The organism is Amycolatopsis benzoatilytica AK 16/65 (genome assembly GCF_000383915.1).
Classification (GTDB): Bacteria; Actinomycetota; Actinomycetes; order Mycobacteriales; family Pseudonocardiaceae; genus Amycolatopsis; species Amycolatopsis benzoatilytica.
Window position 1 is genome coordinate 7,433,871 of sequence record NZ_KB912942.1, and the last position, 23,679, is coordinate 7,457,549.

Genomic DNA, 23,679 nt, shown 5'->3' on the forward strand with positions numbered 1-23,679 from the left:
CGTATGTGGTTGCCAGGAAAAGCCAGGCGGGTGCCCGCCTTGGTGTTCGCCGTCAGCGCGATAGTGCTCGTCGCGTTCGCAGCAGCTGCCGTCAGCACCTTCAATCAGGTCGACCTGCAGGTCTACCGCTTCGGCGCGGACGCAGTCCTCGGTGGTGGGGACCTTTACGGCACTCTCCCCGCCACGACAGCGGGTTCCATGCTGCCGTTCATCTACCCGCCGTTCGCCGCGATTCTCTTCTCTTCCTTGGCGCTCCCGCCGCTGTCTGTCGCGTCCATTTTGCTGGATTTTGTCTCCGTCGCGTCGCTCTGGGCCGTCCTGTACGCCGCAGTCCGCCGCCTGTGGCAGGGCTGGGATCGTTGCACCGCGGCAGTGACGGCGTCCGCGTTCACCGTTGTGGCGCTTGCCTTCGAGCCGGTACGCACGACCATTTCTTTCGGGCAGATCAACCTTGTGCTGATGGCGCTGGTCGCAGTCGATTGCCTCGCTCCCAACCCGCGCTGGCCGCGCGGAGTGCTCGTCGGCCTGGCCGCCGCGATCAAGGTGACTCCGGCGGGGTTCTTGCTGTTCTTCTTGCTCGCCAAGGATTTCCGCGCCACGCGAAACGCCCTGCTCGCCGGTGCCGGAGCGACGTCGCTCGGTTTCCTGGTGGCCCCGCGCGCCTCCGTCGAGTACTTCTTCGGCGGCGGCCTCACCAGCGCCGGCGGCTTCAGCGGCTCGCCCTACGCGACCAACCAGACCATCGAAGGCGCGCTTAACCGTCTCGCCCTGCCGCGCTACACCCACGACCTGCTATGGCTGGCTCTGTCCGCGTTCGTCCTGATCGCCGCCGTGATCGTCATGCGGCGCGTCGACGGCCCGCTCGCCTTCGTCGTCAACGCGACGGCCGTGCTTGTCCTGTCCCCGATTTCCTGGTCGCACCACTGGGTTTGGGCGGTGCCCGCAACGCTCATCCTCGCCGCCCGGGTCCGCACCCGCTATGGCGCCGCGGCGTTGATCGCGGGTGCCGCGGTCTTCATCGCCGCGCCGCACACCTTCCTGCCCTCTAGCGGGATGAGGGAACTCGCATGGGTACCGTGGCAGCACCTCGTCGGCGACTCCTATGTCATTCTCGCCTTGGGTTTCCTTGCGTGGCAACTGTTCACGCCGCAACTCGCCCGTTCCCCGGTGGAAGAACCAGTCTGCGTCGGTTAGCCGGAGCCGGGCCAGACCAGCGTCACCAGATCCCGGCCGGAAGACCCAAGATCTGGTGGCACCGCGGGATCCACGCCCATCTCCAGCAATGCCTGTTCGACGTCCCCGGCCGCGGACAACGGCAAGCACAATCGCCGCCGGGCGACGTCGACCAAGGTCGTGAACTTCGCGTACTCGGGCTCCGGCGGCCGTTGCCACGCCACGACTTGCGGCTCGATTCCCACTTCCGCGAGCGCCGCGAGACAGTCCTCGACCGTCGGTCCGGTCGGCCGTGCGATGCCGTGAAACCGTTGCCACAACGGATTTAGCTCGGTCAACGGATGCCGCGCGGCCAGCTCGACCACGACTCGCCGGCGCGCGGCCGCCGTCAGTGCTGCCGCGAACGGCGCGAGGTCGGGAACGTTGTAGACCACATTCCCGCACACCACGACGTCCGCCGTGCCAGCCTCCGCGGCGAGGTCGGGCCACCGGCCGGACAACAGCCGATGCTCCACCCCCGCCGCCCGTTCGGCGAACGCGGCGAGCAATTCGTCGTCGGTGTCCAGCGCCGTCACCGCGGTGACCTTCGACCGGCTGACCAGGGGCAGGCTCGCCGCCCCGGCCGCCGCGCCGATGTCGAGCACGGTTCCCGGTTCCCGCAACGCCTCGACGGCAAGCCGATGCGTCGCTCCGATCGGATCGGCGATCTGCCGGTCCGCCCGCCGCCGGAACACCTCGCGCGGCAGCACCCACGGCGATTCCGGCGGATCGATGGTGGCCGGGATCGCCCAGCTGGCCAGGAGATCCCGCCACCGCTGCAAAGCCGTCATGCTGCCGTCGAGCGCCCGAGAATCAGGTCAGCCGCCTTCTCCGCCACCATGATCGTCGGCGCGTTGGTGTTCCCGCGCGGCACCACCGGCATCACCGACGCGTCCACCACACGCAGGCCGTCGACGCCGCGGACGCGCAGCTCCGGGTCGACCACCGCGTGCTCGCCGCTGCCCATCGCGCAGGTGCCGACCGGGTGGTAGAGCGTCTGGGTGTTCTCGCGGATGTGCTCGGTGAGCGCCTCATCCGACAGCTCGTGCGTCGCCGGGAGGAACGGCCGGTCCAGGAACTTCGTCAGCGGACCCGAGCGGCCGATCTCGATCAGTGACCGCAGTGCCGAGCGCATCGCTTCGAGGTCGGCCGGTTCGGAGTAGTAGCCGGGGTCGATTTCCGGCTTCCACGCCGGATTCGCCGACTTCAACCGCAGCTGGCCGCGGCTGGCCACGTCGACCAGGGTGGCCGCGGACGTGAACCCCGAGCAGTCCGGTTCGCGCAGTCCGTTGTCGTAGAACAACGTCGGAGCCACGTGGATCTGCATGTCCGGCGCGGGCAGTCCGTCCCGCGTCGAATAGAACGCCCCGGCCTCGCCGATGTTCGACGCGAGCGGCCCGCGCCTGGTCAGCTGGTAGCGCAGGAGGCCGGCCGGCGTCGCGCCGTCGGTCAGGTCGGTGGTGCCCTTGGTCGACCAGATCACGCCGACCGCCGGGTGGTCGTGCAGATTCCCGCCGACGCCGGGCGACGCGGCGACCACGTCGATGCCCAGCTCGCGCAGGTGCTCGGCCGGTCCGACGCCGGACAGCATCAGCAGCTGGGGCGAGTTGATCGCGCCGCCGGAGAGCAGCACCTCGGCGTCCGCGCGGACGGTTCGCTCGACTCCCTTGTCCAGGTAGGAAACCCCGACCGCGCGAGTGCCCTCGAAGACGATCCCGGTGGCTTGCGCGTGCGTCCGGACGGTCAGGTTCGGCCGTTCCAGCGCCGGCCGGAGGTAGGCATCCGCCGTTGACCAGCGTCGGCCGCGCTTGCAGGTGACCTGGTAGAGCCCGGCCCCCTCCTGAGACTCGCCGTTGAAGTCGTCGGTGTGCTTCAGGCCCCAGGCGACCGCGTTGTCCACCCAGGCGTGCGACAGCTCGTGGGTGAACCGCCGGTCCTCGACGTGCAGCGGACCGTCCGTGCCGTGCAGCGGGCCGCCGAAGCGCTGGTTGCCCTCGGCGCGCTTGAAGTAGGGCAGCACGTCGTCCCAGCCCCAGCCGGTTGCCCCGTGCGCATCGCGCCAGCCGTCGTAGTCGGCGCGGTTGCCGCGGATGTAGATCATCGCGTTGATCGACGAGCAGCCGCCGAGCATCCGCCCGCGCGGCCAGTACGCCGGCTTGCCGGTGTGCTTCTGCTCGACGGTCTCGTAGTTCCAGTCCCACTTGGTCTTGAACAGCGAGGAGAACGCGGCCGGGATGTGGATCTCGTCCGCGGTGTCCTCGCCGCCCGCCTCGAGCAGCAGCACCCGCGCCGCCGGATCCGCGCTGAGCCGGTTCGCGAGAACGCAGCCCGCGCTGCCCGCGCCGACGATGACGTAGTCGAAGGAGTCCTGCACGGCCACGCTGCCTCCCGAGGTTGTTGACCACCTGTCAACTACACATCATGGCGCAGGTCACCCTACGCGCAAGTCCGCCGGGAAGCCGACCTCGCGCGACCGGGTGGCTCAGGTCTCGCCGCGGGCACCGGTCTGTCCGCCGCCCGGCCCCGTGAAGTACCCTGCTACTGCACCCACGACCTGCAGAAATAAGGAGCAGCCAGCCGTGGCTCGAGTCGTTGTCGACGTCATGCCCAAACCCGAGATCCTCGACCCGCAGGGCCAGGCGGTGGCGCGCGCGCTGCCGCGGCTGGGCTTCGCCGGGGTCGCCGACGTGCGCCAGGGGCGGCACTTCGAACTCGAGGTCGACGACGACGTCGATGACGAGACGCTGGCCAAGATGGCCGAAGGCTTCCTCGCCAACCCGGTGATCGAGCAATGGACGATCCGGCGGGTGGAGGCGTGAGCGCCCGGATCGGCGTCATCACCTTCCCCGGCACGCTGGACGACGGCGATGCCGCCCGCGCGGTCCGGTACGCCGATGCCGAAGCGGTTTCGCTGTGGCACGCCGACGCGGACCTCAAGGGCGTCGACGCGGTCGTCGTCCCGGGCGGCTTCTCCTACGGCGACTACCTGCGCGCCGGCGTGATCGCCCGCTACGCACCGGTGATGACCTCGGTCATCGAGGCGGCCCGCAAGGGAATGCCCGTGCTCGGCATCTGCAACGGCTTCCAGATCCTGTGCGAGGCGGGCCTGCTGCCGGGCGCGATGATCCGCAACGTCGGCCTGCACTTCGTTTGCCGCGACCAGTGGCTGCGGGTGGACAACAACACCACCGCGTGGACCACGCGGTACGAACAGGGCGCGGAAATCCTCGTGCCGCTCAAGAACAACGAGGGCTGCTACGTAGCCGACCAGTCCACTTTGGACATGCTGGAGGGCGAGGGCCGGGTGGCGTTCCGCTACGTCGGCGGCAACCCGAACGGCTCCCGCAACGACATCGCGGGCGTCACCAGCGAGAACGGCCGGGTGGTCGGCCTCATGCCGCACCCGGAGCACGCGATCGACGCGCTCACCGGCTCGTCCGACGACGGCCTCGGCCTGTTCTACAGCGCGGTTGACGCGCTCGTGAACGCCTGATCCGCACCAAGGTCCGTGAAGGGCCCCTTGCGGGAATCTGATTCCCGCAAGGGGCCCTTCACGGCTTTTACTTGCCGTGGTCGCTGGAAAGCCAGCGGTCCGTGCGCACCCGTACCAGCACCGCCTGTGAGCGGCGTCGGCCCCAGGCCGGATGCGTCGCTCACGCCAAACGCCGGCTTAACGGCGATCCCGCCCGCCTCGGCGGAGCCGAGGCAGACAACACCGACCTGACCGCCAACCGGCGTCACCCCCAGGCTCGAAAGATCATCCGCCTGGCGACAATGCCAGATTTCACTCCGGCATCCTCTTCAGCTGGCCGCCGCGACAAGCCGCGCGTACGGACCGTCCGCGGCCAGCAGGTCCTGGTGCGGTCCGAGTTCGGTGATCCGGCCGCCCTCGACCACCGCGACCCGGTCCGCCGCCGCGGCGGTGTGCAGCCGGTGCGCGATCGCGATCACCGTGCGGCCTTCCAGCACCGCGTTCAGCGACCGCTCCAGCTCCCGCGCCGATCCGGTGTCCAGCAGCGACGTCGCCTCGTCCAGCACCAGCGTGTGCGGGTCGGCAAGGACTACCCGGGCCAGCGCCAGCTGCTGCGCCAGCCCGGCCGGCACCGCGTACGCGCCCGACCCCAGCTTGGTGTCCAGCCCGTCCGGCAGCCCAGCCGTCCACTCCGCCGCGCCGGCGGACGCGAGCGCGTCGAGCAGCTCCTGGTCGGTCCACTCGCGGTCGCCGCGCCGGGCCGGCAGCGCCAGGTTCTCCCGCAGAGTCCCGGAGAACGTGTGGTGTTCCTGGGTCAGCAGGAGCACCTCGCCGCGCAACACGTCATCCGCCAGCGTCGACACCTCGGTGCCGCCGACGCTGACCGAACCCGATGTCGGCGCCGAGATTCCGGCCAGCAGCCTGCCCAGCGTCGACTTGCCCGCCCCGGACGGCCCGACGATCGCCAGCCGTTCGCCGCGCGGCACGCTCAGGTCGATGCCGTGCAGCACCTCGCGGTCCTCCGTGTAGCCGAACCGCACGTCGCGCACCTCGATGTCGCGCCCGCGTGGCACCGCGGTGACCTTCTCGGTTTCTTCGGCCGGCTGCACGCCGAGCACTCGCCGCGCCGCGGCCATCGCGACCTGCAGGTCTTCCAGCCAGAACAGTGCTTCGTTCAGCGGCGCGGTCATCGCCTGCGCGTACGCCAGCATCGTGGTGATCGTGCCCAGCCCGGCCCAGCCTTGCGAGTACGCGAGCAGGCCCAGCAACAGCAGCCCCGCGATCGGCAGCACGTAGCTGACCTCCAGCGACGGCAGCCAGCGCAGCTGCAGCCAGCGCATCCGGCGCTCGCCCAGCACCGCCTGGTCCAGTGCCCTGTGCCCGGTGCGCAGCCGCCGGTCGGTGAGGCTCAGCGCCTCGGCCGTCCGCGCGCCTTCCACCGTCTCGTGGGTCACCGACTGCAGATCGCCCCAGCGCGCGAGCATCCACTCCAGTGCCTTCGGGATCCGCCGCTGATACCAGACGTTCACCGGCAGTAGCACCGGAATCGCCACCAGCAGCGCGAGCGCCAGCAGCGGCGACGTCACGATCATCGCGACCGTCGTGAACAGCACCGTCACGATCGCGATCAGGATCTCCGGCGCGGCGAACCGGACCGCGTGGTCCAGCCGGCTGATGTCGCTGGTCGCGCGGCTGAGCAGGTCACCGGTGCCCGCCGCTTCGACGGTGCCGAGCGGCAGGTCCAGCGCGCTCGTGACGAACCGCTCCCGGGTCTGTGCGAGCACCCGCTCGCCGAACATCCGGCCGCGTAGCCGGGCGGCCTTCTTCGCCAACGCCTGCAGCACGAGCACCACTACGAACGCACCCGCCAGCAGGTCCACTCGCGTCGTGGTGCCGTGCCCGACCACGCCGTCCACCAGCTGGCCGAGCAGCTGCGGCCCGGCCAGCCCGATCACCGTGGCGAGCGAGAACAGCCCGAGCATCAAGGAGAACTCGCGCCGATGTTCGAGCGCGGTACGCCACGCCCAGCGCCGTACGTCGCGTTTCGACGCCAGCGGAAGCCGCGTCGTCATACCGTCACCGCCTTCGCGCTTACTACTTCGTCGGCCACATTCCTCCACAGTGGACTCTGGCTGAACACCACGGTGGTCCGGCCGGTCCGCAGTTCCTTGGCCCGCTGGGTGATCCGGGCCTCGGTATGCGCGTCGACCGCCGAGGTCGGCTCGTCCAGCAGCAGCACGTCCGCGTCCGTCGCCAGTGCCCGGGCCAGGCTCAGCCGCTGCCGCTGCCCGCCGGACACCTCGCGGCCGCGCTCGCCGATCACCTCGTCGATGCCCTTGGGCAGCGCCTCGATGATGTCGTCGGCGTCCGCGGCGTGCAGTGCGTCCAGGAGGTCGACGTTCCGTGGATGTTCCGGTGCGAGCTGCTCGCGCAGCACCCCGGAAAACCACAGGTCCTGGTTGTGCGCGTACACCACCCGGGCGCGCAGTTCGGTCAGCGAAACCCGATCGGCGGGCACTCCGCCGATCAGCACCTGCTCGCCTTCGTCCGGATCGGCGAACCGGGCCATTCGCTCGGCGATCGCCTCCGCCTCGGCACCCAGGTCGACCACAGTCAGTTTGCCCGGCGTGACCCGGATGCCGCTCACCGTGTCCACCAGCTCCAGCGGCCCGTCCGGCAACGGTTGCGGCGACGCCGGCTCCGCCATTTTCGGTTGCAGTGTCAGCAATCCGCACACCTTGCGGGCCGCGACCAGACCGGAGCTGAGCGCGCTGATCGCCTCGGTCGTGATGGTCACCGGCACTACCAGGAACGCCGAAACGCCGTAGAAGGCCACCAGCGAGCCGACACTGATCGTGCCGTCGAGCGCGAGCCGCGCCCCGAGCCAGATGATCGCGACCGTGACCAGGCCGGGCAGCAGCACCTCAGCGGCGGCGAGCCAGGACTCGCTGCGGCCGACCTCGATACCGGAGCGGCGGACCAGCTGGCTGGCGTCGCGGAACCGGCGCAGGAACCGCCGCTCGCCGCCGACGCCGCGCAGGATCCGCAGCCCGGACACGATGTCCGCGCCCAGCGCGTTCACGTCGCTCAGGTTCTCCCGCTGGGCGAGCTTGCGCTTTTGCAGCGGAGCCAGCAGCGGGCCGATGCCGACCATCGCCAGCGGGACGCCCACCAGCGCGATCGTGCCCAGCAGCGGTGAGGTGCCGAGCATCGCGACGCCGATCACCACGAACGTGACGATCGATCCGAACGAACGGCCGATGACCTCGAACGCGTTGCCGACCCAGTTCATGTCCGACGAGGTGACCGCGACGACGTTGCCGGTGCTGGCTGCCTCGCGCAGCGTCGCGCCGAGCCGCGTGGTGTGGTCGGTGACCACGCGCTGCGTCGTGCCCGCGCCGTGCAGCCACAGGCCGTAGGCGGCGAAGTGCAGTGCGGTGCCGAGCAGCGCCTGCACCACGCCGAGCACGCCCGCGAGCAGCGCCCAGCGCCACAGCGCGGGAGTGTCACCGGCCTCGATGGCGCTGATGCCGTGGCCGATCACCAGCGGCAGCAGCGCCATTGGCAGCGACCAGCCGGCCCCGGCGAGCGCCGCGCCGAGGGCAAGCCACGGCCGTGCCCGAAGGACCGCCAGCAGGTACCGCACCGGCGTCGGCCGGGACGGCAGACGGATGTCGGGAAAGGGATATGTGGCGGAAAGCACGATCACTGACGGTAAGCCGTCCGGTGCGTCCGGCGCGACTGATTTATCCCCGGTGAACGCCGGGCGGCCGGGGGATGCCACCTGCGGGTGTGACCCGGCCGACACGTAGTCTGGAGCCTGTGGCGAACCCTGACACGGACAGTCGGACAAACACTGTGACCAGCACTGTTGTTAGTACAGACACCACCGCAGCGGCCGCGGCGACCCCGGAAACGAGCCAGCCGTACGTCGAACTCGGCCTCGCCGACGACGAGTACGCGCGGATCCGGGAGATCCTCGGCCGCCGGCCCACCGACGCCGAGCTCGCGATGTACTCGGTGATGTGGAGCGAGCACTGCTCCTACAAGTCCTCGAAGAAGCACCTGCGCTACTTCGGCGAAACCGCCACCGACGAGATGAAGGCCAAGATGCTGGCCGGCATCGGCGAGAACGCGGGCGTCGTCGACATCGGCGACGGCTGGGCGGTCACCTTCAAGGTGGAGAGCCACAACCATCCGTCCTACGTGGAGCCGTATCAGGGCGCTGCCACCGGCGTCGGCGGCATCGTGCGCGACATCATGGCGATGGGCGCGCGCCCGCTCGCGGTGCAGGACGCGCTGCGTTTCGGCCCCGCCGACGCACCCGACACCAAGCGCGTGCTCCCCGGCGTGGTCGCGGGCGTCGGCGGCTACGGCAACTGCCTTGGCCTGCCGAACATCGGCGGCGAGCTGGTTTTCGACCCGTCGTATGCGGGAAACCCGCTGGTCAACGCGCTCTGCGTCGGTGCGATGCGCACCGAGGACCTGCACCTGGCGTTCGCGTCCGGCGCTGGCAACAAGATCATCCTGTTCGGCGCGCGCACCGGCCTCGACGGCATCGGCGGCGTGTCCGTGCTCGCCAGCGACACTTTCTCCGGCGACGAGTCCGCGGCCGGCCGGCGCAAGCTGCCGAGCGTGCAGGTCGGCGACCCGTTCACCGAGAAGGTGCTCATCGAGTGCTGCCTCGACCTGTTCCGCGAGAAGCTGGTCATCGGCATCCAGGACCTCGGCGGCGCCGGGCTGTCCTGCGCGACGTCCGAGCTGGCGGCGGCCGGCGACGGCGGCATGCACATCTACCTGGACCGGGTTCCGCTGCGCGCCACCGGGATGACCCCGGCCGAGGTGCTCTCGAGCGAATCGCAGGAACGCATGTGCGCGGTCGTCGCGCCGGAGAACGTCGAGGCGTTCATGGCGGTGTGCGCCAAGTGGGACGTCCTCGCCACCGACATCGGCGAGGTCACCGACGGCGAGCACCTCGTCATCACCTGGAACGACGAGATCGTGGTCGACGTGCCTGCGCACACCGTCGCGCACCAGGGCCCGGTCTATGACCGCCCGATCGAGCGCCCGGCGTTCCAGGACGGCCTGGTCGCCGACACCTCGGCGAAGCTGCCCCGCCCGTCGACGCCCGACGAGCTGCGCGCGGACTTCCTGAAGCTCATCGCGTCGCCGAACCAGGCGTCGAAGGAATGGGTGACCTCCCAGTACGACCGCTACGTGCGCGGCAACTCGGTGCTCGCCCAGCCGTCCGACTCGGGCATGATCCGGATCGACGAGGAGAGCAACCGCGGCGTCTCGGTGTCCACCGACTGCAACGCGAAGTTCGTCTACCTCGACCCGTACCGCGGCGCGCAGCTCGCGCTGGCCGAGGCGTACCGGAACGTGGCGACCGGCGGCGCGACCCCGGTCGCGGTGTCCGACTGCCTGAACTTCGGCGCGCCGACCGACCCGGGCGTGATGTGGCAGTTCGAGCGGGCCGTGCACGGCCTCGCGGACGCCTGCGTCGAGCTGGGCATCCCGGTCACCGGCGGCAACGTCAGCTTCTTCAACCAGACCGGTGACACGGCGATCCTGCCCACTCCGGTGATCGCGGTCCTCGGCGTGATCGACGACGTCACCCGCCGCATCCCTACCGGCATCGGCGCGGAAGCGGGCGAGACCCTGCTGCTGCTCGGCGAAACCCACGACGAGCTGGACGGCTCGGCCTGGGCCCGCGAGCTGCACGGCCACCTCGGCGGCGTCCCGCCGAAGGTGGACCTGGCCCGGGAGAAGCTGCTGGCCGAGGTGCTGGTGGCCGGTTCGCGCGACGGCATGATCTCCGCCGCGCACGACCTCGCCGACGGCGGACTGGCGCAGGCCCTCACCGAGACTGTCCTGATCGGACAGTGCGGGGCCCGGGTCTTCCTCGACCGCGACCAGGACCCGTTCGTGCAGCTGTTCTCCGAGTCGTCCGGCCGCGTCTTGGTGGCCGTCCCGCGCACGGAAGAGCTGCGGTTCACGGAAATGTGCACCGCCCGCGGCCTGCCGTGGCGCAAGACCGGCGTGGTCGACCCGGAGTCGGGAACGCTGGAACTGCAGGGCGTCACCGAGTTCACCACCCAGGAACTGCGCGAGGCGTGGGAGAGCACGCTGCCGGCGCTGTTCAACTGAGGCGCTAGCCGGCCGTGAAGGGAACATTGAGGGACTCAGAGTCCCTCAATGTTCCCTTCACGGCTTTGCGGCCTGGTCCGCCACCGCGACCCAGCTGTTGTTCCCGGACCGCGCCAGCTGCCACCCCTTCGGCAGCCGCACCTCGGCGTCGTCCACAAAGGACGTATCGGTGAACACCGCTTCCTTGGCGAACACCGTCTCCTTGAACGTCGTCCGCCCCGCGAACCGGGTTCCGGTGAAGTCTGCCCGCTCCGCGAACTCGGTTCCGGAAAACCACGCCCGGTCCTGAAAAACCGCGTCCCGGCAGTGAAAATTGCCTACCAGCCGCCCAGGACCGGTGCCCGCCGCGGTGAAAAACGCCGCCCCGGTGAACACGCAGCCGCTGAAATTGGTGCTGCTGTACAGCGAAGCGTTCCGCAGCAGCAGTCCGCCGATCCGGCGGCGGGAAAGATCGAAGTATTCCAGCGCCGCCCCGGTCAGATCGAGATCCGGTCCCGGGCCGGGCGCGTCAGCGGGCGGCAGCAGATCGCCGACCAGGCGTTGCGCGGTGAGCCGGACCTGCAGTTCGCGTTCTTCGTCCGGAGTGCCGGGGTTCCCGGAGTAACGGCCGTGCGAATACGGCCGCCGGAGGTAGGAGCACAGCACGTCCAGCACGGTCTGCCGGTACTCCGGGCGGCTGCGCGCCAGCCCGGCCAGTGCGTGCAGAGCGCCGACACGCACCTGGTCGGCGTCGTGGCCGAGCAGTTCCACCGACTTGGCGAACCGCTCGTCCGAGATCCGTTCCCGGTCGACGTCGTGCCGCTGCTGTTCGATCGTCTGCCGGGCCTCTTCGACCCGGCGGCGGCGATCGTTGAGCCACAGTGCGTACAGCGCCACCACTGCACCGCCGGCGAGCCCGCCAGTCTTCAGCGCGTCACTGCGGCTGGTGGCGGGGTCGGCGAGCAGCCAGCCGCCGACCCCGCACAGCAGAACCACGGACGCGACGAACGTCCACAGCAGAGGCGAACGCACGAATCAGAAGGCGAAAACGGTGAAGGAGCTGATGCAGAGGTTGCCGTTGTTCGGGTCGAGCAGCATCAAGCCGTTGGCCGTCTTACCGGACATCGAGCCGCCGAGCGTGGCGGTCGACAGGTACGGGTTCGCGTTCAGCTGCTTGATCGTGAGCTGCGGGTCGCTGCTCACCGCCTCGTCGATGTTCTTCTGCGCGGACCCACTGCTCTTGGCGCTGGCGCACAGCATCGCGGACGCACCGGCGCTGTCCTTGGCGTTGAGCTTGCCGATGAAGTTGTCGGCGAGCTGCTTAACCTGGGCGGTGTCCGCACCGCCGCTGCCCGGAGTACCGCTGTCGGTCGGCTCGGACGGGTCGTCCGACGGCAGCTGCGCCGACGACGAAGCCGGTGCCTGCTGCGACGGCACCGGAGCTTGCGACTGGTTCTGCGCCTGGTTGTCGCTCTTGTCCTTGCTCAGGAAGAAGCCCGGCGCGACGAAGCCGGTGATGCCCAGTGCGGCGACCAGCACGACCGCGACCGCGATGCCGATCCACAGCCCGGTCTTGTTGCCCTTCGGCGGCTCGCCGCCCGGGCCGCCGGGGTACTGGCTCTGGTCCCAGCCCTGCTGCGGGAACTGCTGAGTGCCCTGGTAGGGCTGCTGCGGGTACGGTCCGCCCGGGTACTGCTGCTGGGCGTTCGGGTCCCACGCCGGCTGTTGCTGCTGAGCGTTCGGGTCCCACCCCGGCTGCTGCTGCGCATTGGGATCCCAGGCCGGCTGCTGCTGGGCGTTCGGGTCCCACCCCGGCTGCTGCGGCACGCCGCCGGAGCCCGGCTGCTGCCAGCCCTGGCCGTACGGGTCCCCGCCCTGCCCGGGCTGCGGTGGGTAAGTCATCTTCGGTTCCGCCTTCCTGCTGCACCGACTCGCGCCGCGGTCTGACGCCCCGCCGGCCCTGGCGGTTCCGTCTCCGCCCCAGGTCTGCATTGTGCAAGGCGAGTGAAGCCGGCATAAAAGCGGCTCCCGGTCGCCGTGCCCGGAACTGGACGCGGCGACCGGGAGCCAGCGACCCGTGATCAGCCGTTGGCGAGTGCCTGGAGCCGGTCGTAGGCGCCGTTGAAGGTGTCCTGGTCGATCGGGCTCGAGGTGTACTGCCACACGGTGTAGTAGCCCCAGTTGTACGGCAGCGGTCCCGCCGTCGACGAGTACCGGGCGATCCACAGCGGCGCGGTGCTGGAGAAGTCGCCGTCGACGCACTGATTCCACCAGTTCGTCGACGTGTAGATGACCGGCCAGCGGCCGGTGAGGTCGTGATAGGTGTCGTGGAAGTCCTTGATCCACGCTGTCATCGCCGACGGGCTCAAGCCGTAACACGTTGCGCCGTAAGGGTTGTACTCGATGTCGAGCACGCCGGGCAGGGTCTTGCCGTCGCCGGACCAGCCGCCGCCGTGCGAGACGAAGTAGTTCGCCTGCGCCGCGCCGCTGGACGTGTCCGGCGTGGCGAAGTGGTATGCGCCGCGGATGAAGCCCTGGTTGTAGGAACCGTTGTACTGCTGGGCGAAGTACGGGTTCGTGTAACTCGTGCTTTCGGTGGCCTTGGTCCAGACGAACCGCTTGCCCTGGCCCCACCAATAGCCCCAGTCGACGTTGCCCTGGTATCCGGACACGTCGATGCCGTCCACCGTCGCCGCGACCTGGTTCGGGAGCGCGGTCGCGGGTTGCGGCTGCTGCGCGGCCGCCTTCGACGCCGGAGTGGATTGGTCGCCCTCGACGCGGCGGATCTGCGACCCCAGCACGTGGTTGTGTGCCTGGATGTCAGCGTTGACGGCGTTGATCTCCCGCGTCGAAAGCGGGGACTGGGCGCCTGCCGCGGTCGCCTGGGTCGCAGCGCCGAGCAGGAGCGCCACAACGGGGACGGTCAGCGCGGAAAGCAGTGCGGTGCGCCGGCCTCTTCGGGAAATGGACATCGTCGAATCCCTTCACGGATACCCTCGCGGAGGGCGGCTATGTGCAGGTAGCCGCCACGGGGGAGATTCTTGAGGACGGATCCGCGTTTGTCATCAAGTTCCGTGAAGATGAATGGACGGGTGGGTGATTTTCATCGGGGAGTGATGAGCAATTCGTGACGTTGTCGCGAACGTTCACCCGAATGCCAGATTGCGCAGCGCGGCCTGCGTTCCGTTGAGCCAGTTCTGGTCGCCGGGCAGCGCGCCGGCGTCCGCGAACTGCCAGATGGCCTGCTCCCGCCAGCCCGCGGGCAGCTCGCCGATCTGCGAGTTGTAGCGCGCGATCCACAGCGGATTCCCTCCGAAAGAAGGGTCGTTTCCGGTGCATCGTTTCCACCAGCTGGTGGACGTGTAGATAGTCGGCAGCCGTCCGGTGCGGGCGCGATAGGTGTCGGAGAACGAGCGGATCCACGCGACCATGCCAGCCGCGTCTTTGCCGTAACACGTGTCGCCGTAAGGGTTGTATTCCATGTCGAGCGCACCGGGCAGGGTCCTGCCGTCGCCGGACCAGCCGCCGCCGTGCGCGAGGAAGTAGTTCGCCTGGCTCGCGCCGTCGGACACGTCCGGGAGGCCGAAGTGATAGGCGCCGCGCACGATCCCGGCGTCATAGGAGCCGTTGTACTGCTGACTGAACTGCTTGCTGACGAACGTGGTGCCCTCGGTCGCTTTGACATACACGAACTTCGCGCCCGCCCCGACCGCGGCAGCCCAGTCGACCGGGCCTTGATGGCCGCTCACGTCGTGGCCGAGGTACTGGTCGTCTGTCGAGTAGCCGATCGGCAGCCCGAGCACGCCTTCGTGCTTTTCGATCTGCGAGCCGGCGTAGTTGTCCTCCGGGTTCGGCCCCGCCTCGGCCGGGGTGGCGAACGACGCGCCGGCGATGCCGGCGACCAGAACCGCGCTCCAGCGCAGCAGCAGACGACGCTTCACCTGGGGCTCCTTCACCGGACACGTGTACTCCTGCGCGTCACGATGCCCGGAAGATCAAGGTTCAGCGACTCGATGATCACTCTGGAGAGTGGTCGGCCCAGGTCAGCGGCGTTCTTCGGCGATCGCCTTGAGCAGGTGCTCGGCCGGGACCACTGCCGTGATCAGGTCGTGCGGGTTGATCGCGATCGGATGCCCGGCGAGCAGGTTGACGATGTCGCGGCCGAGCACCGCGCGGGCGAGCGGCCACTCGCGCGGCACGAGGGCCTTCGTGGTGTAGGCGGGCACCATGACCCGGCCGTCCGCGTTGTGGAAGCCGATAACCGTGCGCTGCAGCGGCGACATGGCGTAGACCAGCAGCGTCGAATCGAGGATGACGCGCGGCAGGTCTTCGGCGGGCCGGTGCTCGGCGCGGACCAGCTGCAGCAGCCGCTCGAGTTCGTTGCGAGGCTCCGGGAAACCGAGCGCCTTCGGCGAGGGCCGGTAGCGGTCGTTGGGGTGGAAGTCCTCGACGACCTCGCCGGTGCCGTTCACCGGGTACGCGCCGACGACGGCCCACGACGGCACCGGGCCGCGGGCGTCGAACGCCTCGTCGATGACGTACAGCCAGCTGTTCGGATTGGTCCGGGCGTTGGTGCGCATCTCGGGGGTGATCTCGGGTTTGCCCTGCGGTCCTTGGCGCGGGTACGCGTTGCGCCGGGCGCGCTTGCCTGCCGAAGTCCGGGAAACCATCCGATCTGCTTCGTCCCGCTGCGCCATCGCCGTCCTTCGGTGCCGGGTGCCTGAAAGTCCGTCTGCGATCACTCTACTGTTGAGGCATGGCCTCTTCGCGTTCGGTCGATCCCGCTCAGTTACGGGCGGCGGTGATGGCCGTTTCGGACTGGTTGCGAGGTGCCGGGCCGGATCCGGGCCGGCCGGCGATGGCCGCCGCGGTGCGCGCGACGCTGCGCACGCTCGCCCAGGACGCCCCCGGCCACACCGTCGAGGTACGGGTCCCGCCGTTCGCGGCGGTGCAGTGCATCGAAGGCCCGCGCCACACTCGCGGCACCCCTCCGAACGTGGTCGAAACCGACGGCCGGACCTGGCTCGAACTGGCCACCGGGCTGCTCGGCTGGGACGAGGCGGTGGCCGCCGCGCGGGTGTCCGCGTCGGGCAGCCGCGCGGACCTGTCGCACTGGCTGCCGGTCGTGCGGATCTGATTTTTCCGTGGGCAATCGCTTGCGGACAGTGTCGCCGAAGGCCCACACTCCGTAGAATCGCCCGGTGGACCGGCCCGTGCCGCCCTGTCCGGAGCGGTGCCCCACGTGTACTTTGGGTAGTCGGACCTAGTTTTGGCAGACGATCGAACGGCATCGAGCGGCGAGGAAAGGCCCAGGTCATGAACGCGGTGAACGCGTCCGCTGGCGAGCAGAGCCTCGGCCCGACGGCGCGCCGGATGATCCTCGGCTCGCAGCTTCGGAAGCTCCGTGAGGAAGCGGGCATCACCCGGCAGCAGGCCGGCTACAACATCCGCGGCTCGGAATCGAAGATCTCGCGGCTGGAACTGGGTCGCGTCGGCTTCAAGGAACGCGACGTCGCCGACCTGCTGACGATGTACGGCGTCGCCGACGAGAACGAGCGCAAGTCGTTCCTCGACATGGTCAAGCAGTCCAACGAAGCGGGCTGGTGGCGGAAGTTCGGCGAGACGGTGCCGAACTGGTTCACCGACCTCGTCGGTTTGGAGGAGGCGGCGTCCCGGATCCAGACCTGGGAGCCGTTGTTCGTGCCCGGTCTGCTTCAGATCGAGCAGTACGCCCGGGCGATCTTCAGTCATGGCCGGCCGGAACTCGCCGACGAACGCGTTGACCAGCTGGTAGCGCTGCGCATGCGGCGGCAGAAGATGCTGGCCCGTCCGGACGCGCCGCGGATCTGGGCGGTGCTCGACGAGTCGGTGCTGTTCCGGCCGATCGGCGGGCCGAAGGTGTTCAAGCAGCAGCTGGAGTACCTGCTCGAGGTGACGACGCTGCCGCACGTGTCGGTGCAGATCCTGCCGTACTGCCGGAGCGGTCTGTCCGCGGAACACGCGTTCTCGCTGCTGCGCTTCGCCGAGTCGGAGCTGCCGAACATCGTGTACGTCGAGTACCTGACGGGCGCGCACTACCTGGACAAGCGCGAAGAGATCGAGAAGTACAGCCGGGCGCTGGACCTGCTGGCCGTGGACGCGGAGACGCCGGAGCGCAGCCGGTCGCGGATCGCCAAGCGTAAGGCGGAGATCTAGGCCGTCGCTCTCGGGCTCCCTCTTGCCGGGTCGGGCATGAGCGCTGTCTCCACAGCGCGGCGTCCGGTCCGACTGCGAAACCGACTTCGAGTTGCCGCGACCTGCTGTTCGTCCCACCCCGCGTCTGGTTTCCCGCCGAACGGGGAACGAGTAGCCGAATTGAGAACAATCGCACCCGTTATTCATCACCGTGCGTGCATCAGTCCGGAAAACCCTTTCGCTGACCTGGTCGGACGTCACTCCCGTATCGACTCGGTACTTCACTTTCCGTGTCCGCCGTTCACTCCTCGCGCCCAGTGGCGGCGAGTCTCGGACACTCTGCGCTCAAGAATCCCGAATCTGCTGACGTTCAGTAGTGTGTAGCCCGTTCGGGTAGTGCTCGAATCACCTGACCGGGAACTTCTACTGAAACCGCTCGTCACGCAGTGAGAAATTTGCAGGAAATTCTGCACGTGCATTTACCGCTGCATGCGCGCGTGCTAGCGTCCCCATCACAGGCAGATGCACATGCAGATTCCTGAGCTTTCCCTCGTTCTTCTTGGAAGGTGGGCACCATGGCTGAACGGTTCGAGAACGGCATTCCGGCCGACCGCCTGACCGGCGCGCAGTGGCGCAAGGCCAGCTATAGCGGCGCGGTGGGCAACTGCGTCGAGGTCGCCCCGCTGACTTCCGGCGAGATCGCGATGCGGAACTCCCGTTTCCCCGAAGGCCCGGCGCTCGTCTACACCCGCGCGGAGATGGCCGCCTTCCTCGCCGGTGCGAAGGACGGCGAATTCGACGATGTCCTCGGCTGAGGCGAGCGTGGTCGGCTCCGGTTTCGACATCGAGCGCGGCCTGCGGCAACTGATCGCCCGTGGCTACCAGTTCGTCCACCCGACGAACGAGCTCGGCGAGGTGCAGGCCGTCGTCGGAGTGCGGGTGCACGACAACGTGGTTGATGTCGTCCGGCTCAACGCTGAGGACGACGTGGAGGCCGCCCGCCTTCCCGGCGGCGAGCAGAACATCTTCGAGCCCGCGTCGACGCTCTGGCGTTCGCGTGGCGAGGCCGGCCAGGTGATCGGCGAGGTGCTGGCGCTTCCCGAGCGACACTCCGACGCCGTCCCGGCCGCGAACGGCTGCTGGGTCCCCGGCCGCGGTGGCCGTTCGAAGTGGCTCGCTGCCCGCTGATTCGCTCAGTCGGCGCAGGTTCGCGGCGACGTGCTGGCTGTCCCGATCAGCCAGTCCGCCCGGGCCCTCGGCGTCGGCGAGGCCGCGGTACGCGAAGGTCCGCCGGCGTGCCGCCGAGAGGTTAGACCGGCTGGGCGTGTCCCGGCCTTCTGGTTCGTCTCGACTGACTCGCCCGGACTGGTCCGCGCGAGCGGTGCCGCCCAGCGTGCCGCCCACCTCGGCCCGCCGATCCGGCATCCCGCCGCGCCCCGGAGTTTCAGGCCCCGCACGAAGTGTCCCGATCCACTGCGTGCGGGGCCTGGTTCATTTCCGTCACGATCACCCGATCCGATCCGAGAGCACTGCTCGCGCAGACCTCCCCCGTAGTGGTCAGAACCACGTCACGGACCGGCTGGCCGCGCGGTCCAGCCCTTACACTGGTGGCGGCCCGCCCACGTCGTCCTGGGAGCTCCTCGGTGGTTTCCGACCCCTCCGTAAGTCCTGATCAACCCGAACCGGAACCTCGTGAGGAGTGTGGCGTCTTCGGCGTCTGGGCTCCCGGGGAAGAAGTCGCCAAGCTCACCTACTACGGCCTTTACGCCCTGCAGCACCGCGGGCAGGAGGCAGCCGGCATCTCGGTTTCCGACGGCTCGCAGATCGTCGTCTTCAAGGACCTCGGGCTGGTCAGCCAGGTCTTCGACGAGCAGGTCCTGCAGTCGCTGCAGGGCCACATCGCGGTGGGGCACTGCCGGTACTCCACCACCGGCGCCACGATCTGGGAAAACGCCCAGCCGATCTTCCGCACCACTGCCACCGGCAGCGGCCTGTCCTTCGCGCACAACGGCAACCTGGTCAACACCGCCGAACTGCACGAACGCACCGTCGCCGCCGGGCTCAAACCGCACGCCGGGCTCACCGGATCGTCCAGCGACTCCGACCTGGTCTGCGGACTCCTCGCGGCGACCGCCGCGGACAAGGGCATCGAAGCCGCCGCGATGGATCTGCTGCCCACCCTCAAGGGTGCGTTCTGCCTGGTCTTCTCTGACGAGAACACCCTCTACGCCGCCCGCGACCCGCACGGCGTGCACCCGCTGGTGCTCGGCCGGCTGGAGCGCGGCTGGGTCGTCGCCAGCGAGACCGCCGCGCTCGACATCTGCGGTGCGTCGTTCGTACGCGAGGTCGAGCCGGGCGAGCTGATCGCGATCGACGCCGAAGGGCTGCGCTCCTCGCGGTTCGCCAACCCGGAACCCAAGGGCTGCGTCTTCGAGTACGTCTACCTGGCGCGTCCGGACACCTCGATCGCCGGCCGCAGCGTGCACGCCACGCGCGTCGAGATCGGCCGCCGGCTCGCCGCCGAGCACCCGGCGGACGCGGACCTGGTCATGCCGGTTCCGGAGTCCGGCACCCCGGCCGCGATCGGCTACGCGCAGGGCTCGGGCCTGCCCTACGGCACCGGCCTGGTCAAGAACGCCTACGTCGGGCGCACCTTCATCCAGCCGTCGCAGACCATCCGGCAGCTGGGCATCCGGCTGAAGCTGAACCCGCTGCGCGACGTCATCCGCGGCAAGCGCCTGGTCGTGGTGGACGACTCGATCGTCCGCGGCAACACCCAGCGCGCCCTGGTGCGGATGCTGCGCGAGGCCGGTGCGCTCGAGGTGCACGTGCGGATCGCTTCGCCGCCGGTGCGCTGGCCGTGCTTCTACGGCATCGACTTCGCCTCCCGGGCGGAACTCGTCGCCAACGGCGTCGACCTGGACGGCATCCGCCGGTCCATCGGGGCCGATTCGCTCGGCTACATTTCGCTGGACGGCCTGGTCGCGGCCTCGGAGCAGCCGAAGAGCCGGTTGTGCACCGCCTGCTTCTCCGGCGAATACCCGATTCCGCTGCCCGACGACGCACTCATCGGCAAGCACCTGCTGGAAAGCATGGACGCGGCCGGTGGCGCGGCGACCCCGGTCACCGCGGCCGGGTACGGTGCCGAAGACGCCGTCCGGCGTCCGTGACCACAAGTCAATCGAGCATGTCCAGTAGGGAGTCCGCTTCCGTGAGCGAGTCCACGAGCGCCACGTACGCCGCCGCAGGCGTCAGCATCGACGCCGGCGACCAGGCCGTCGAGCTGCTCAAGCCACACGCCGAGCGGGCCACCCGGCCCGAGGTGCGCGGCGGGGTCGGCGGTTTCGCCGGGCTCTTCTCCTTCAAGCTCGACAAGTGGAAAGACCCGATCCTCGCGTCGTCCACCGACGGTGTCGGCACCAAAATCGCTGTCGCGCAGGCGCTCGACAAGCACGACACGGTCGGCATCGACCTGGTCGCGATGGTCGTCGACGACCTGGTGGTGACCGGGGCCGAGCCGCTGTTCCTGCAGGACTACATCGCGGTCGGCAAGGTCGTGCCGGAGAAGATCGCGGCGCTGGTCGGCGGCATCGCCGAGGGCTGCGTCCAGGCCGGCTGCGCGCTGCTCGGCGGCGAGACGGCCGAGCACCCGGGGCTGATGGGCGAGCACGACTACGACCTGTCGGCCACCGGCGTCGGCGCGGTCGAGGCGTCCGCGCTGTTGTCGCCGGAGAAGGTCCGCCCGGGCGACGTCGTGATCGGAATGGGCTCGTCCGGCCTGCACTCCAACGGCTACTCGCTGGCCCGGCACGTGTTGCTGGACATCGCACGGATGCCGCTGGGCGGGCATGTCGAGGAGTTTGGCCGCACGCTCGGCGAGGAACTGCTCGAACCGACCAAGATCTACGCGAAGGACTGCCTCGCGCTGGTCGCCGAGGCCGAGGTGCGCACGTTCGCGCACATCACCGGCGGCGGCTTGGAGGCCAACCTGGCCCGGGTCATGCCGCGAGGGCTGGTCGCCCAGCTCGAACGCGGCACCTGGACGCCGGCCCCGGTGTTCGCGGTGATCGGGCAGCGCGGCAAGGTCGAGCGCGCCGAGCTGGAGAAGACGTTCAACATGGGCGTCGGGATGGTCGCGATCGTGTCCGCCGAGGACGCGGACCGGGCGCTGGCGGTGCTGACCGCCCGGCACGTGCCCGCGTGGATCCTCGGCGACGTGCGGCCGGCGGAAGACCCGGACGGCCCGCGCGCGGTCCTGTCCGGCGACCACCCGCGGTTCTGAGCCCCGCGAAAAACCGGTTAACCGGTTCGCCGGGTACTTGAGACACTGAAGGCATGGCGGAGGACGTACGCGTCGGCGCCCGGTTCGTGATCCCGGGCGCCGAACTGCGCGAGCGGTTCTCCCGGTCGTCCGGACCGGGAGGGCAGGGCGTGAACACGACGGACTCGCGCGTCGAGCTGTCGTTCGACGTCGCGAGCTCCGCGGTGATCCCGTCCGCGCTGAAAGAACGCATCACGGCCCGGCTGGGCAGCCGCCTGGTCGACGGCGTGCTGACCATCGCGGCCAGCGAGTACCGGTCGCAACTGATGAACCGCGACGCGGCTCGCGAGCGGCTGGCGGACGTGCTGGCGAAAGCGTCCGCCCCGCCGCCAGCCAAACGGCGTCCCACCAAGCCTTCCCGAGGCTCGAAGGAACGACGCCTGGCCGCGAAGAAACGCCGCGGCGACGTGAAACGCGGCCGCGGCGGCCGGTTCGACGATTAGCTCAGCGACAGGTGCACGCATTCGCCGTCGACGTGAAATCCCGCTCGGCGGTACACCGTGCCGATTCCCACGTCGCCCGGAGTGAGGAACGCCGTGCGCACGCCGCGTTCATGCGCGCGCCGGGTGATGAGCGCGGTGATCGCCGCCGCGATACCCCGGCCGCGGTAGTCGGCGGCCACCGCGATGCCGCCGATTTCCGTGGTGGCGGCGACGATTTCCATCGCGATTCCGCCGCCGACGATCGTGTCGCCGTCCTCGGCCAGGATCGTGAGGCGGTCGCGGCTGCGTTCGATGTCGGCGTCGGAGACGTCGGGCGCTTCGCCGAACGCGACATTCTGCACCGATCGAAGCCGGCGGAGATCATCGTCGGTGGCTGGTTCGCGCAGCCGGATTCCTTGTGGCGCGGGAAGATTGACGCGGTCCTCGGCGGTACAGGTCATGACGGGCACGCGCCGTTCGAGGGTGAACCCGTGCGCGGTGAGCGCGGCCTCGACGGCCGGGGCGGATTCGGTGAAGAACTCCAGCCGGGGCAGCAGGTTTCGCTCCCGGTAGGCGGAAACCAGGGCGGTGACGTCGGCGGACGAGGGAGTCGCGCCGTCGTCCGGGATGGCGTAGTTGAGCATCGGGTGGTTCGTGTCCTTGGCGAAGGTGGCCAGGAACGGGCCGATCCGCGCGGAGTCGCGGCCGATCGGTGCGGTGGAGCGGACGTACGCCTGAAGCATCTGGGGTGGAAGCCTTTCGGAAGGAATGCCCAATCGGGGAAGTGGTGCTGCCCGGACGTCGCGACGCGCACCGCAGCGGAAGGCGGGCAGCACGAAACAACCGAACTGATCGGCACACCGGGCGCGGGGCGAACCGAGCCTGCGGGATCAGGCCAAGTCCCGGCCGGTGCAGGCCGGGGCGGAGCACATAGGCATTCCTTCGTCCGAAACGAACTTCCCGCTCATGCTCGCACCCCGCGCAACCGAATTACCGGCAGGTCCACAGTGGACTTACCGGAACGCGACCGCCCGTGCCCGGTCCACGATCCGCGCCAAGTGCAGTCCGCGTCGGACGTCGCAGGGGTGTGTCGTCGTCCCGCTGGCCACCATCGCGGCGAAATCGTCCAGCAGTGCCGTGTACGAGTCCGTCGCCGCGCCTCCGCGGCCCAGGGTGCGGAGGCCGTGGTCGCCGTAGACCGAGTACTCGACCACTGTCGGCTGGACCGGCATCCGCAGCGACAGCGTCGCGGTGCTCGTGATTCCGCCTTCGTGTTCCAGCAACAGCTGCCACAGGTCGTCGGGACCGCAGTGCGCGGCGAGGACGTCGATGATCGGGCCGAGCGCCGCGTCGAGCAGGTCGAACGCGTGCGGTCCGATGTCCGCCAACGCACCGGCCGTCGGGTCTTGCCGCCAAAGCGACGTCGCGTATTTCCCGGCGAGCAGCGCGCCGGACAGCCAGCGCACGTCACCGCCTCGCCAGCCGTCGGTGGACGTGACGCCGGCCAGCCAGTCGCGGGTCTGCTGGGCGAAGCGCAAGGTCAGCATCACCAGCGACGCGACGCCGGCCGAGGTCACCGCTTCGGCCAGGCGTTGCGCGCTGGCCAGGTCGGCGGCGATCGGCTTTTCCAGGATCAGGTGCTTGCCGGCTTCCGCCGCCCGGGTCGCCAGCTCCGCCTGCACGGCTGGCGGCACCGCGAACGCGAGGGCGTCGACTTGGGAAAACAGTTCGTCCAGGTCATTGGTCGGCACGGCGTCGTACGCCTGAGCCAGCTCGGCAGCGGCCTCCGGACGCCGGCTCCACACGGCGCTCAGCACCGTGCCTGGATGATCCGCCAGCCCGGGGGCGTGCACCGTAGTCGCCCACGGTCCGGTTCCGACGAGGCCGACGCGCAGCTGGTCCTGTCCCACGCCCGGAAGTGTAGGTGTGTCCGCAGTCGCTACCGGCGG

At 69.5% G+C, this 23,679-nt stretch carries 22 protein-coding genes; 11 read left to right on the forward strand and 11 right to left on the reverse strand.

Annotated features, from left to right (window positions below; translation table 11 throughout):
• Window positions 1–30 precede the first annotated feature (30 nt).
• Window positions 31–1,194, forward strand: coding sequence for a glycosyltransferase 87 family protein (locus tag AMYBE_RS42900; RefSeq protein WP_020663985.1), 1,164 nt, complete (start codon window positions 31–33; stop codon window positions 1,192–1,194).
• Here the strand turns inward: AMYBE_RS42900 and AMYBE_RS0134655 are convergent.
• Together AMYBE_RS0134655 and AMYBE_RS0134660 are read right to left on the reverse strand one after the other, a co-directional pair.
• Complete coding sequence (locus AMYBE_RS0134655) at window positions 1,191–2,003, reverse strand: class I SAM-dependent methyltransferase (protein WP_020663986.1); 813 nt, start codon at window positions 2,001–2,003, stop codon at window positions 1,191–1,193. The two genes, AMYBE_RS42900 and AMYBE_RS0134655, sit on opposite strands and share 4 nt — an antisense overlap.
• Window positions 2,000–3,592, reverse strand: a complete 1,593-nt coding sequence (locus AMYBE_RS0134660) for a GMC family oxidoreductase (protein WP_020663987.1) — start codon at window positions 3,590–3,592, stop codon at window positions 2,000–2,002. The genes AMYBE_RS0134655 and AMYBE_RS0134660 overlap by 4 nt, the downstream gene beginning before the upstream one ends.
• 199 nt (window positions 3,593–3,791) lie before the next feature.
• Here AMYBE_RS0134660 and purS point away from each other — a divergent pair, with 199 nt between their 5' ends.
• Window positions 3,792–4,031, forward strand: a complete 240-nt coding sequence (gene purS, locus AMYBE_RS0134665; RefSeq protein WP_027928326.1) for a phosphoribosylformylglycinamidine synthase subunit PurS — start codon at window positions 3,792–3,794, stop codon at window positions 4,029–4,031.
• Window positions 4,028–4,705 (forward strand): phosphoribosylformylglycinamidine synthase subunit PurQ, encoded by a 678-nt coding sequence (gene purQ, locus AMYBE_RS0134670; protein WP_020663989.1) that lies wholly within the window; start codon window positions 4,028–4,030, stop codon window positions 4,703–4,705. Before purS ends, purQ begins: the two co-directional genes overlap by 4 nt.
• Before the next feature lie 308 nt (window positions 4,706–5,013).
• Here purQ and AMYBE_RS0134675 read toward each other — a convergent pair whose 3' ends face one another.
• The gene (locus AMYBE_RS0134675; RefSeq protein ID WP_020663990.1) at window positions 5,014–6,756 is read right to left on the reverse strand and encodes an ABC transporter ATP-binding protein; all 1,743 of its coding nucleotides are present in this window, start codon (window positions 6,754–6,756) and stop codon (window positions 5,014–5,016) included.
• A complete protein-coding gene (locus tag AMYBE_RS0134680) occupies window positions 6,753–8,387 on the reverse strand; it encodes an ABC transporter ATP-binding protein (RefSeq protein ID WP_027928327.1) in 1,635 nt (544 codons plus the stop codon). The genes AMYBE_RS0134675 and AMYBE_RS0134680 overlap by 4 nt, the downstream gene beginning before the upstream one ends.
• Before the next feature lie 155 nt (window positions 8,388–8,542).
• On the opposite strand from AMYBE_RS0134680, the gene purL reads away from it, so the two are divergent.
• Window positions 8,543–10,834, forward strand: coding sequence for a phosphoribosylformylglycinamidine synthase subunit PurL (purL, locus tag AMYBE_RS42905; RefSeq protein WP_020663992.1), 2,292 nt, complete (start codon window positions 8,543–8,545; stop codon window positions 10,832–10,834).
• Between the two features lie 57 nt (window positions 10,835–10,891).
• On the opposite strand, the gene AMYBE_RS0134690 is transcribed toward purL, so the two are convergent.
• The 5 genes from AMYBE_RS0134690 to AMYBE_RS0134710 all read right to left on the reverse strand — a co-directional run bounded on the left by AMYBE_RS0134690 (window position 10,892) and on the right by AMYBE_RS0134710 (window position 15,510).
• Window positions 10,892–11,845, reverse strand: coding sequence for a pentapeptide repeat-containing protein (locus tag AMYBE_RS0134690; RefSeq protein ID WP_020663993.1), 954 nt, complete (start codon window positions 11,843–11,845; stop codon window positions 10,892–10,894).
• A 3-nt stretch (window positions 11,846–11,848) separates the two neighbouring features.
• Complete coding sequence (locus tag AMYBE_RS0134695; protein WP_020663994.1) at window positions 11,849–12,715, reverse strand: hypothetical protein; 867 nt, start codon at window positions 12,713–12,715, stop codon at window positions 11,849–11,851.
• Window positions 12,716–12,894: 179 nt separating this feature from the next.
• Window positions 12,895–13,785 carry a lysozyme gene (locus AMYBE_RS0134700; protein ID WP_020663995.1) on the reverse strand — a complete coding sequence of 297 codons (891 nt, stop codon included), beginning with the start codon at window positions 13,783–13,785 and terminating at the stop codon, window positions 12,895–12,897.
• A 174-nt stretch (window positions 13,786–13,959) separates the two neighbouring features.
• Window positions 13,960–14,754, reverse strand: a complete 795-nt coding sequence (locus tag AMYBE_RS0134705) for a lysozyme (protein ID WP_027928328.1) — start codon at window positions 14,752–14,754, stop codon at window positions 13,960–13,962.
• Between the two features lie 102 nt (window positions 14,755–14,856).
• The gene (locus tag AMYBE_RS0134710) at window positions 14,857–15,510 is read right to left on the reverse strand and encodes a type VII secretion system-associated protein (protein WP_020663997.1); all 654 of its coding nucleotides are present in this window, start codon (window positions 15,508–15,510) and stop codon (window positions 14,857–14,859) included.
• A 59-nt stretch (window positions 15,511–15,569) separates the two neighbouring features.
• On the opposite strand from AMYBE_RS0134710, the gene AMYBE_RS0134715 reads away from it, so the two are divergent.
• The 7 genes from AMYBE_RS0134715 (at window position 15,570) to arfB (ending at window position 21,751) form a co-directional block, all read left to right on the forward strand.
• Window positions 15,570–15,950 carry a sterol carrier family protein gene (locus AMYBE_RS0134715; RefSeq protein WP_154676390.1) on the forward strand — a complete coding sequence of 127 codons (381 nt, stop codon included), beginning with the start codon at window positions 15,570–15,572 and terminating at the stop codon, window positions 15,948–15,950.
• A gap of 179 nt (window positions 15,951–16,129) precedes the next feature.
• The gene (locus AMYBE_RS0134720) at window positions 16,130–17,008 is read left to right on the forward strand and encodes a helix-turn-helix domain-containing protein (protein WP_020663999.1); all 879 of its coding nucleotides are present in this window, start codon (window positions 16,130–16,132) and stop codon (window positions 17,006–17,008) included.
• A 554-nt stretch (window positions 17,009–17,562) separates the two neighbouring features.
• Window positions 17,563–17,802: a DUF397 domain-containing protein gene (locus AMYBE_RS0134725; RefSeq protein ID WP_020664000.1), complete on the forward strand. Its 240-nt coding sequence runs from the start codon at window positions 17,563–17,565 to the stop codon at window positions 17,800–17,802.
• Window positions 17,789–18,175, forward strand: coding sequence for a hypothetical protein (locus tag AMYBE_RS0134730; RefSeq protein ID WP_020664001.1), 387 nt, complete (start codon window positions 17,789–17,791; stop codon window positions 18,173–18,175). The genes AMYBE_RS0134725 and AMYBE_RS0134730 overlap by 14 nt, the downstream gene beginning before the upstream one ends.
• Before the next feature lie 455 nt (window positions 18,176–18,630).
• A complete protein-coding gene (gene purF, locus AMYBE_RS0134735; protein ID WP_020664002.1) occupies window positions 18,631–20,157 on the forward strand; it encodes an amidophosphoribosyltransferase in 1,527 nt (508 codons plus the stop codon).
• 41 nt (window positions 20,158–20,198) lie between these two features.
• Window positions 20,199–21,269 carry a phosphoribosylformylglycinamidine cyclo-ligase gene (gene purM / locus AMYBE_RS0134740; protein ID WP_020664003.1) on the forward strand — a complete coding sequence of 357 codons (1,071 nt, stop codon included), beginning with the start codon at window positions 20,199–20,201 and terminating at the stop codon, window positions 21,267–21,269.
• A 53-nt stretch (window positions 21,270–21,322) separates the two neighbouring features.
• Window positions 21,323–21,751, forward strand: a complete 429-nt coding sequence (gene arfB / locus AMYBE_RS0134745) for an alternative ribosome rescue aminoacyl-tRNA hydrolase ArfB (RefSeq protein ID WP_020664004.1) — start codon at window positions 21,323–21,325, stop codon at window positions 21,749–21,751.
• Here arfB and AMYBE_RS0134750 read toward each other — a convergent pair.
• Both AMYBE_RS0134750 and AMYBE_RS0134755 read right to left on the reverse strand, forming a co-directional pair.
• The gene (locus AMYBE_RS0134750) at window positions 21,748–22,473 is read right to left on the reverse strand and encodes a GNAT family N-acetyltransferase (RefSeq protein ID WP_020664005.1); all 726 of its coding nucleotides are present in this window, start codon (window positions 22,471–22,473) and stop codon (window positions 21,748–21,750) included. The genes arfB and AMYBE_RS0134750 overlap by 4 nt on opposite strands.
• A 270-nt stretch (window positions 22,474–22,743) precedes the next feature.
• Window positions 22,744–23,640: a Gfo/Idh/MocA family protein gene (locus AMYBE_RS0134755; RefSeq protein ID WP_020664006.1), complete on the reverse strand. Its 897-nt coding sequence runs from the start codon at window positions 23,638–23,640 to the stop codon at window positions 22,744–22,746.
• Between the last annotated feature and the right edge of the window lie 39 nt (window positions 23,641–23,679).

Excerpts from the sequence above, each read along its gene's own strand:
- arfB (WP_020664004.1), top strand. The coding sequence starts at position 21,323 with ATGGCGGAGGACGTACGCGTCGGCGCCCGGTTCGTGATCCCGGGCGCC.
- AMYBE_RS0134675 (WP_020663990.1), bottom strand. The coding sequence starts at position 6,756 with ATGACGACGCGGCTTCCGCTGGCGTCGAAACGCGACGTACGGCGCTGG.
- AMYBE_RS0134725 (WP_020664000.1), top strand. The coding sequence starts at position 17,563 with ATGGCTGAACGGTTCGAGAACGGCATTCCGGCCGACCGCCTGACCGGC.
- AMYBE_RS0134750 (WP_020664005.1), bottom strand. The coding sequence starts at position 22,473 with ATGCTTCAGGCGTACGTCCGCTCCACCGCACCGATCGGCCGCGACTCC.
- AMYBE_RS0134710 (WP_020663997.1), bottom strand. The coding sequence starts at position 15,510 with ATGGCGCAGCGGGACGAAGCAGATCGGATGGTTTCCCGGACTTCGGCA.
- AMYBE_RS0134720 (WP_020663999.1), top strand. The coding sequence starts at position 16,130 with ATGAACGCGGTGAACGCGTCCGCTGGCGAGCAGAGCCTCGGCCCGACG.
- AMYBE_RS0134695 (WP_020663994.1), bottom strand. The coding sequence starts at position 12,715 with ATGACTTACCCACCGCAGCCCGGGCAGGGCGGGGACCCGTACGGCCAG.
- AMYBE_RS0134700 (WP_020663995.1), bottom strand. The coding sequence starts at position 13,785 with ATGTCCATTTCCCGAAGAGGCCGGCGCACCGCACTGCTTTCCGCGCTG.
- AMYBE_RS0134730 (WP_020664001.1), top strand. The coding sequence starts at position 17,789 with ATGTCCTCGGCTGAGGCGAGCGTGGTCGGCTCCGGTTTCGACATCGAG.
- AMYBE_RS0134715 (WP_154676390.1), top strand. The coding sequence starts at position 15,570 with ATGGCCTCTTCGCGTTCGGTCGATCCCGCTCAGTTACGGGCGGCGGTG.
- AMYBE_RS0134655 (WP_020663986.1), bottom strand. The coding sequence starts at position 2,003 with ATGACGGCTTTGCAGCGGTGGCGGGATCTCCTGGCCAGCTGGGCGATC.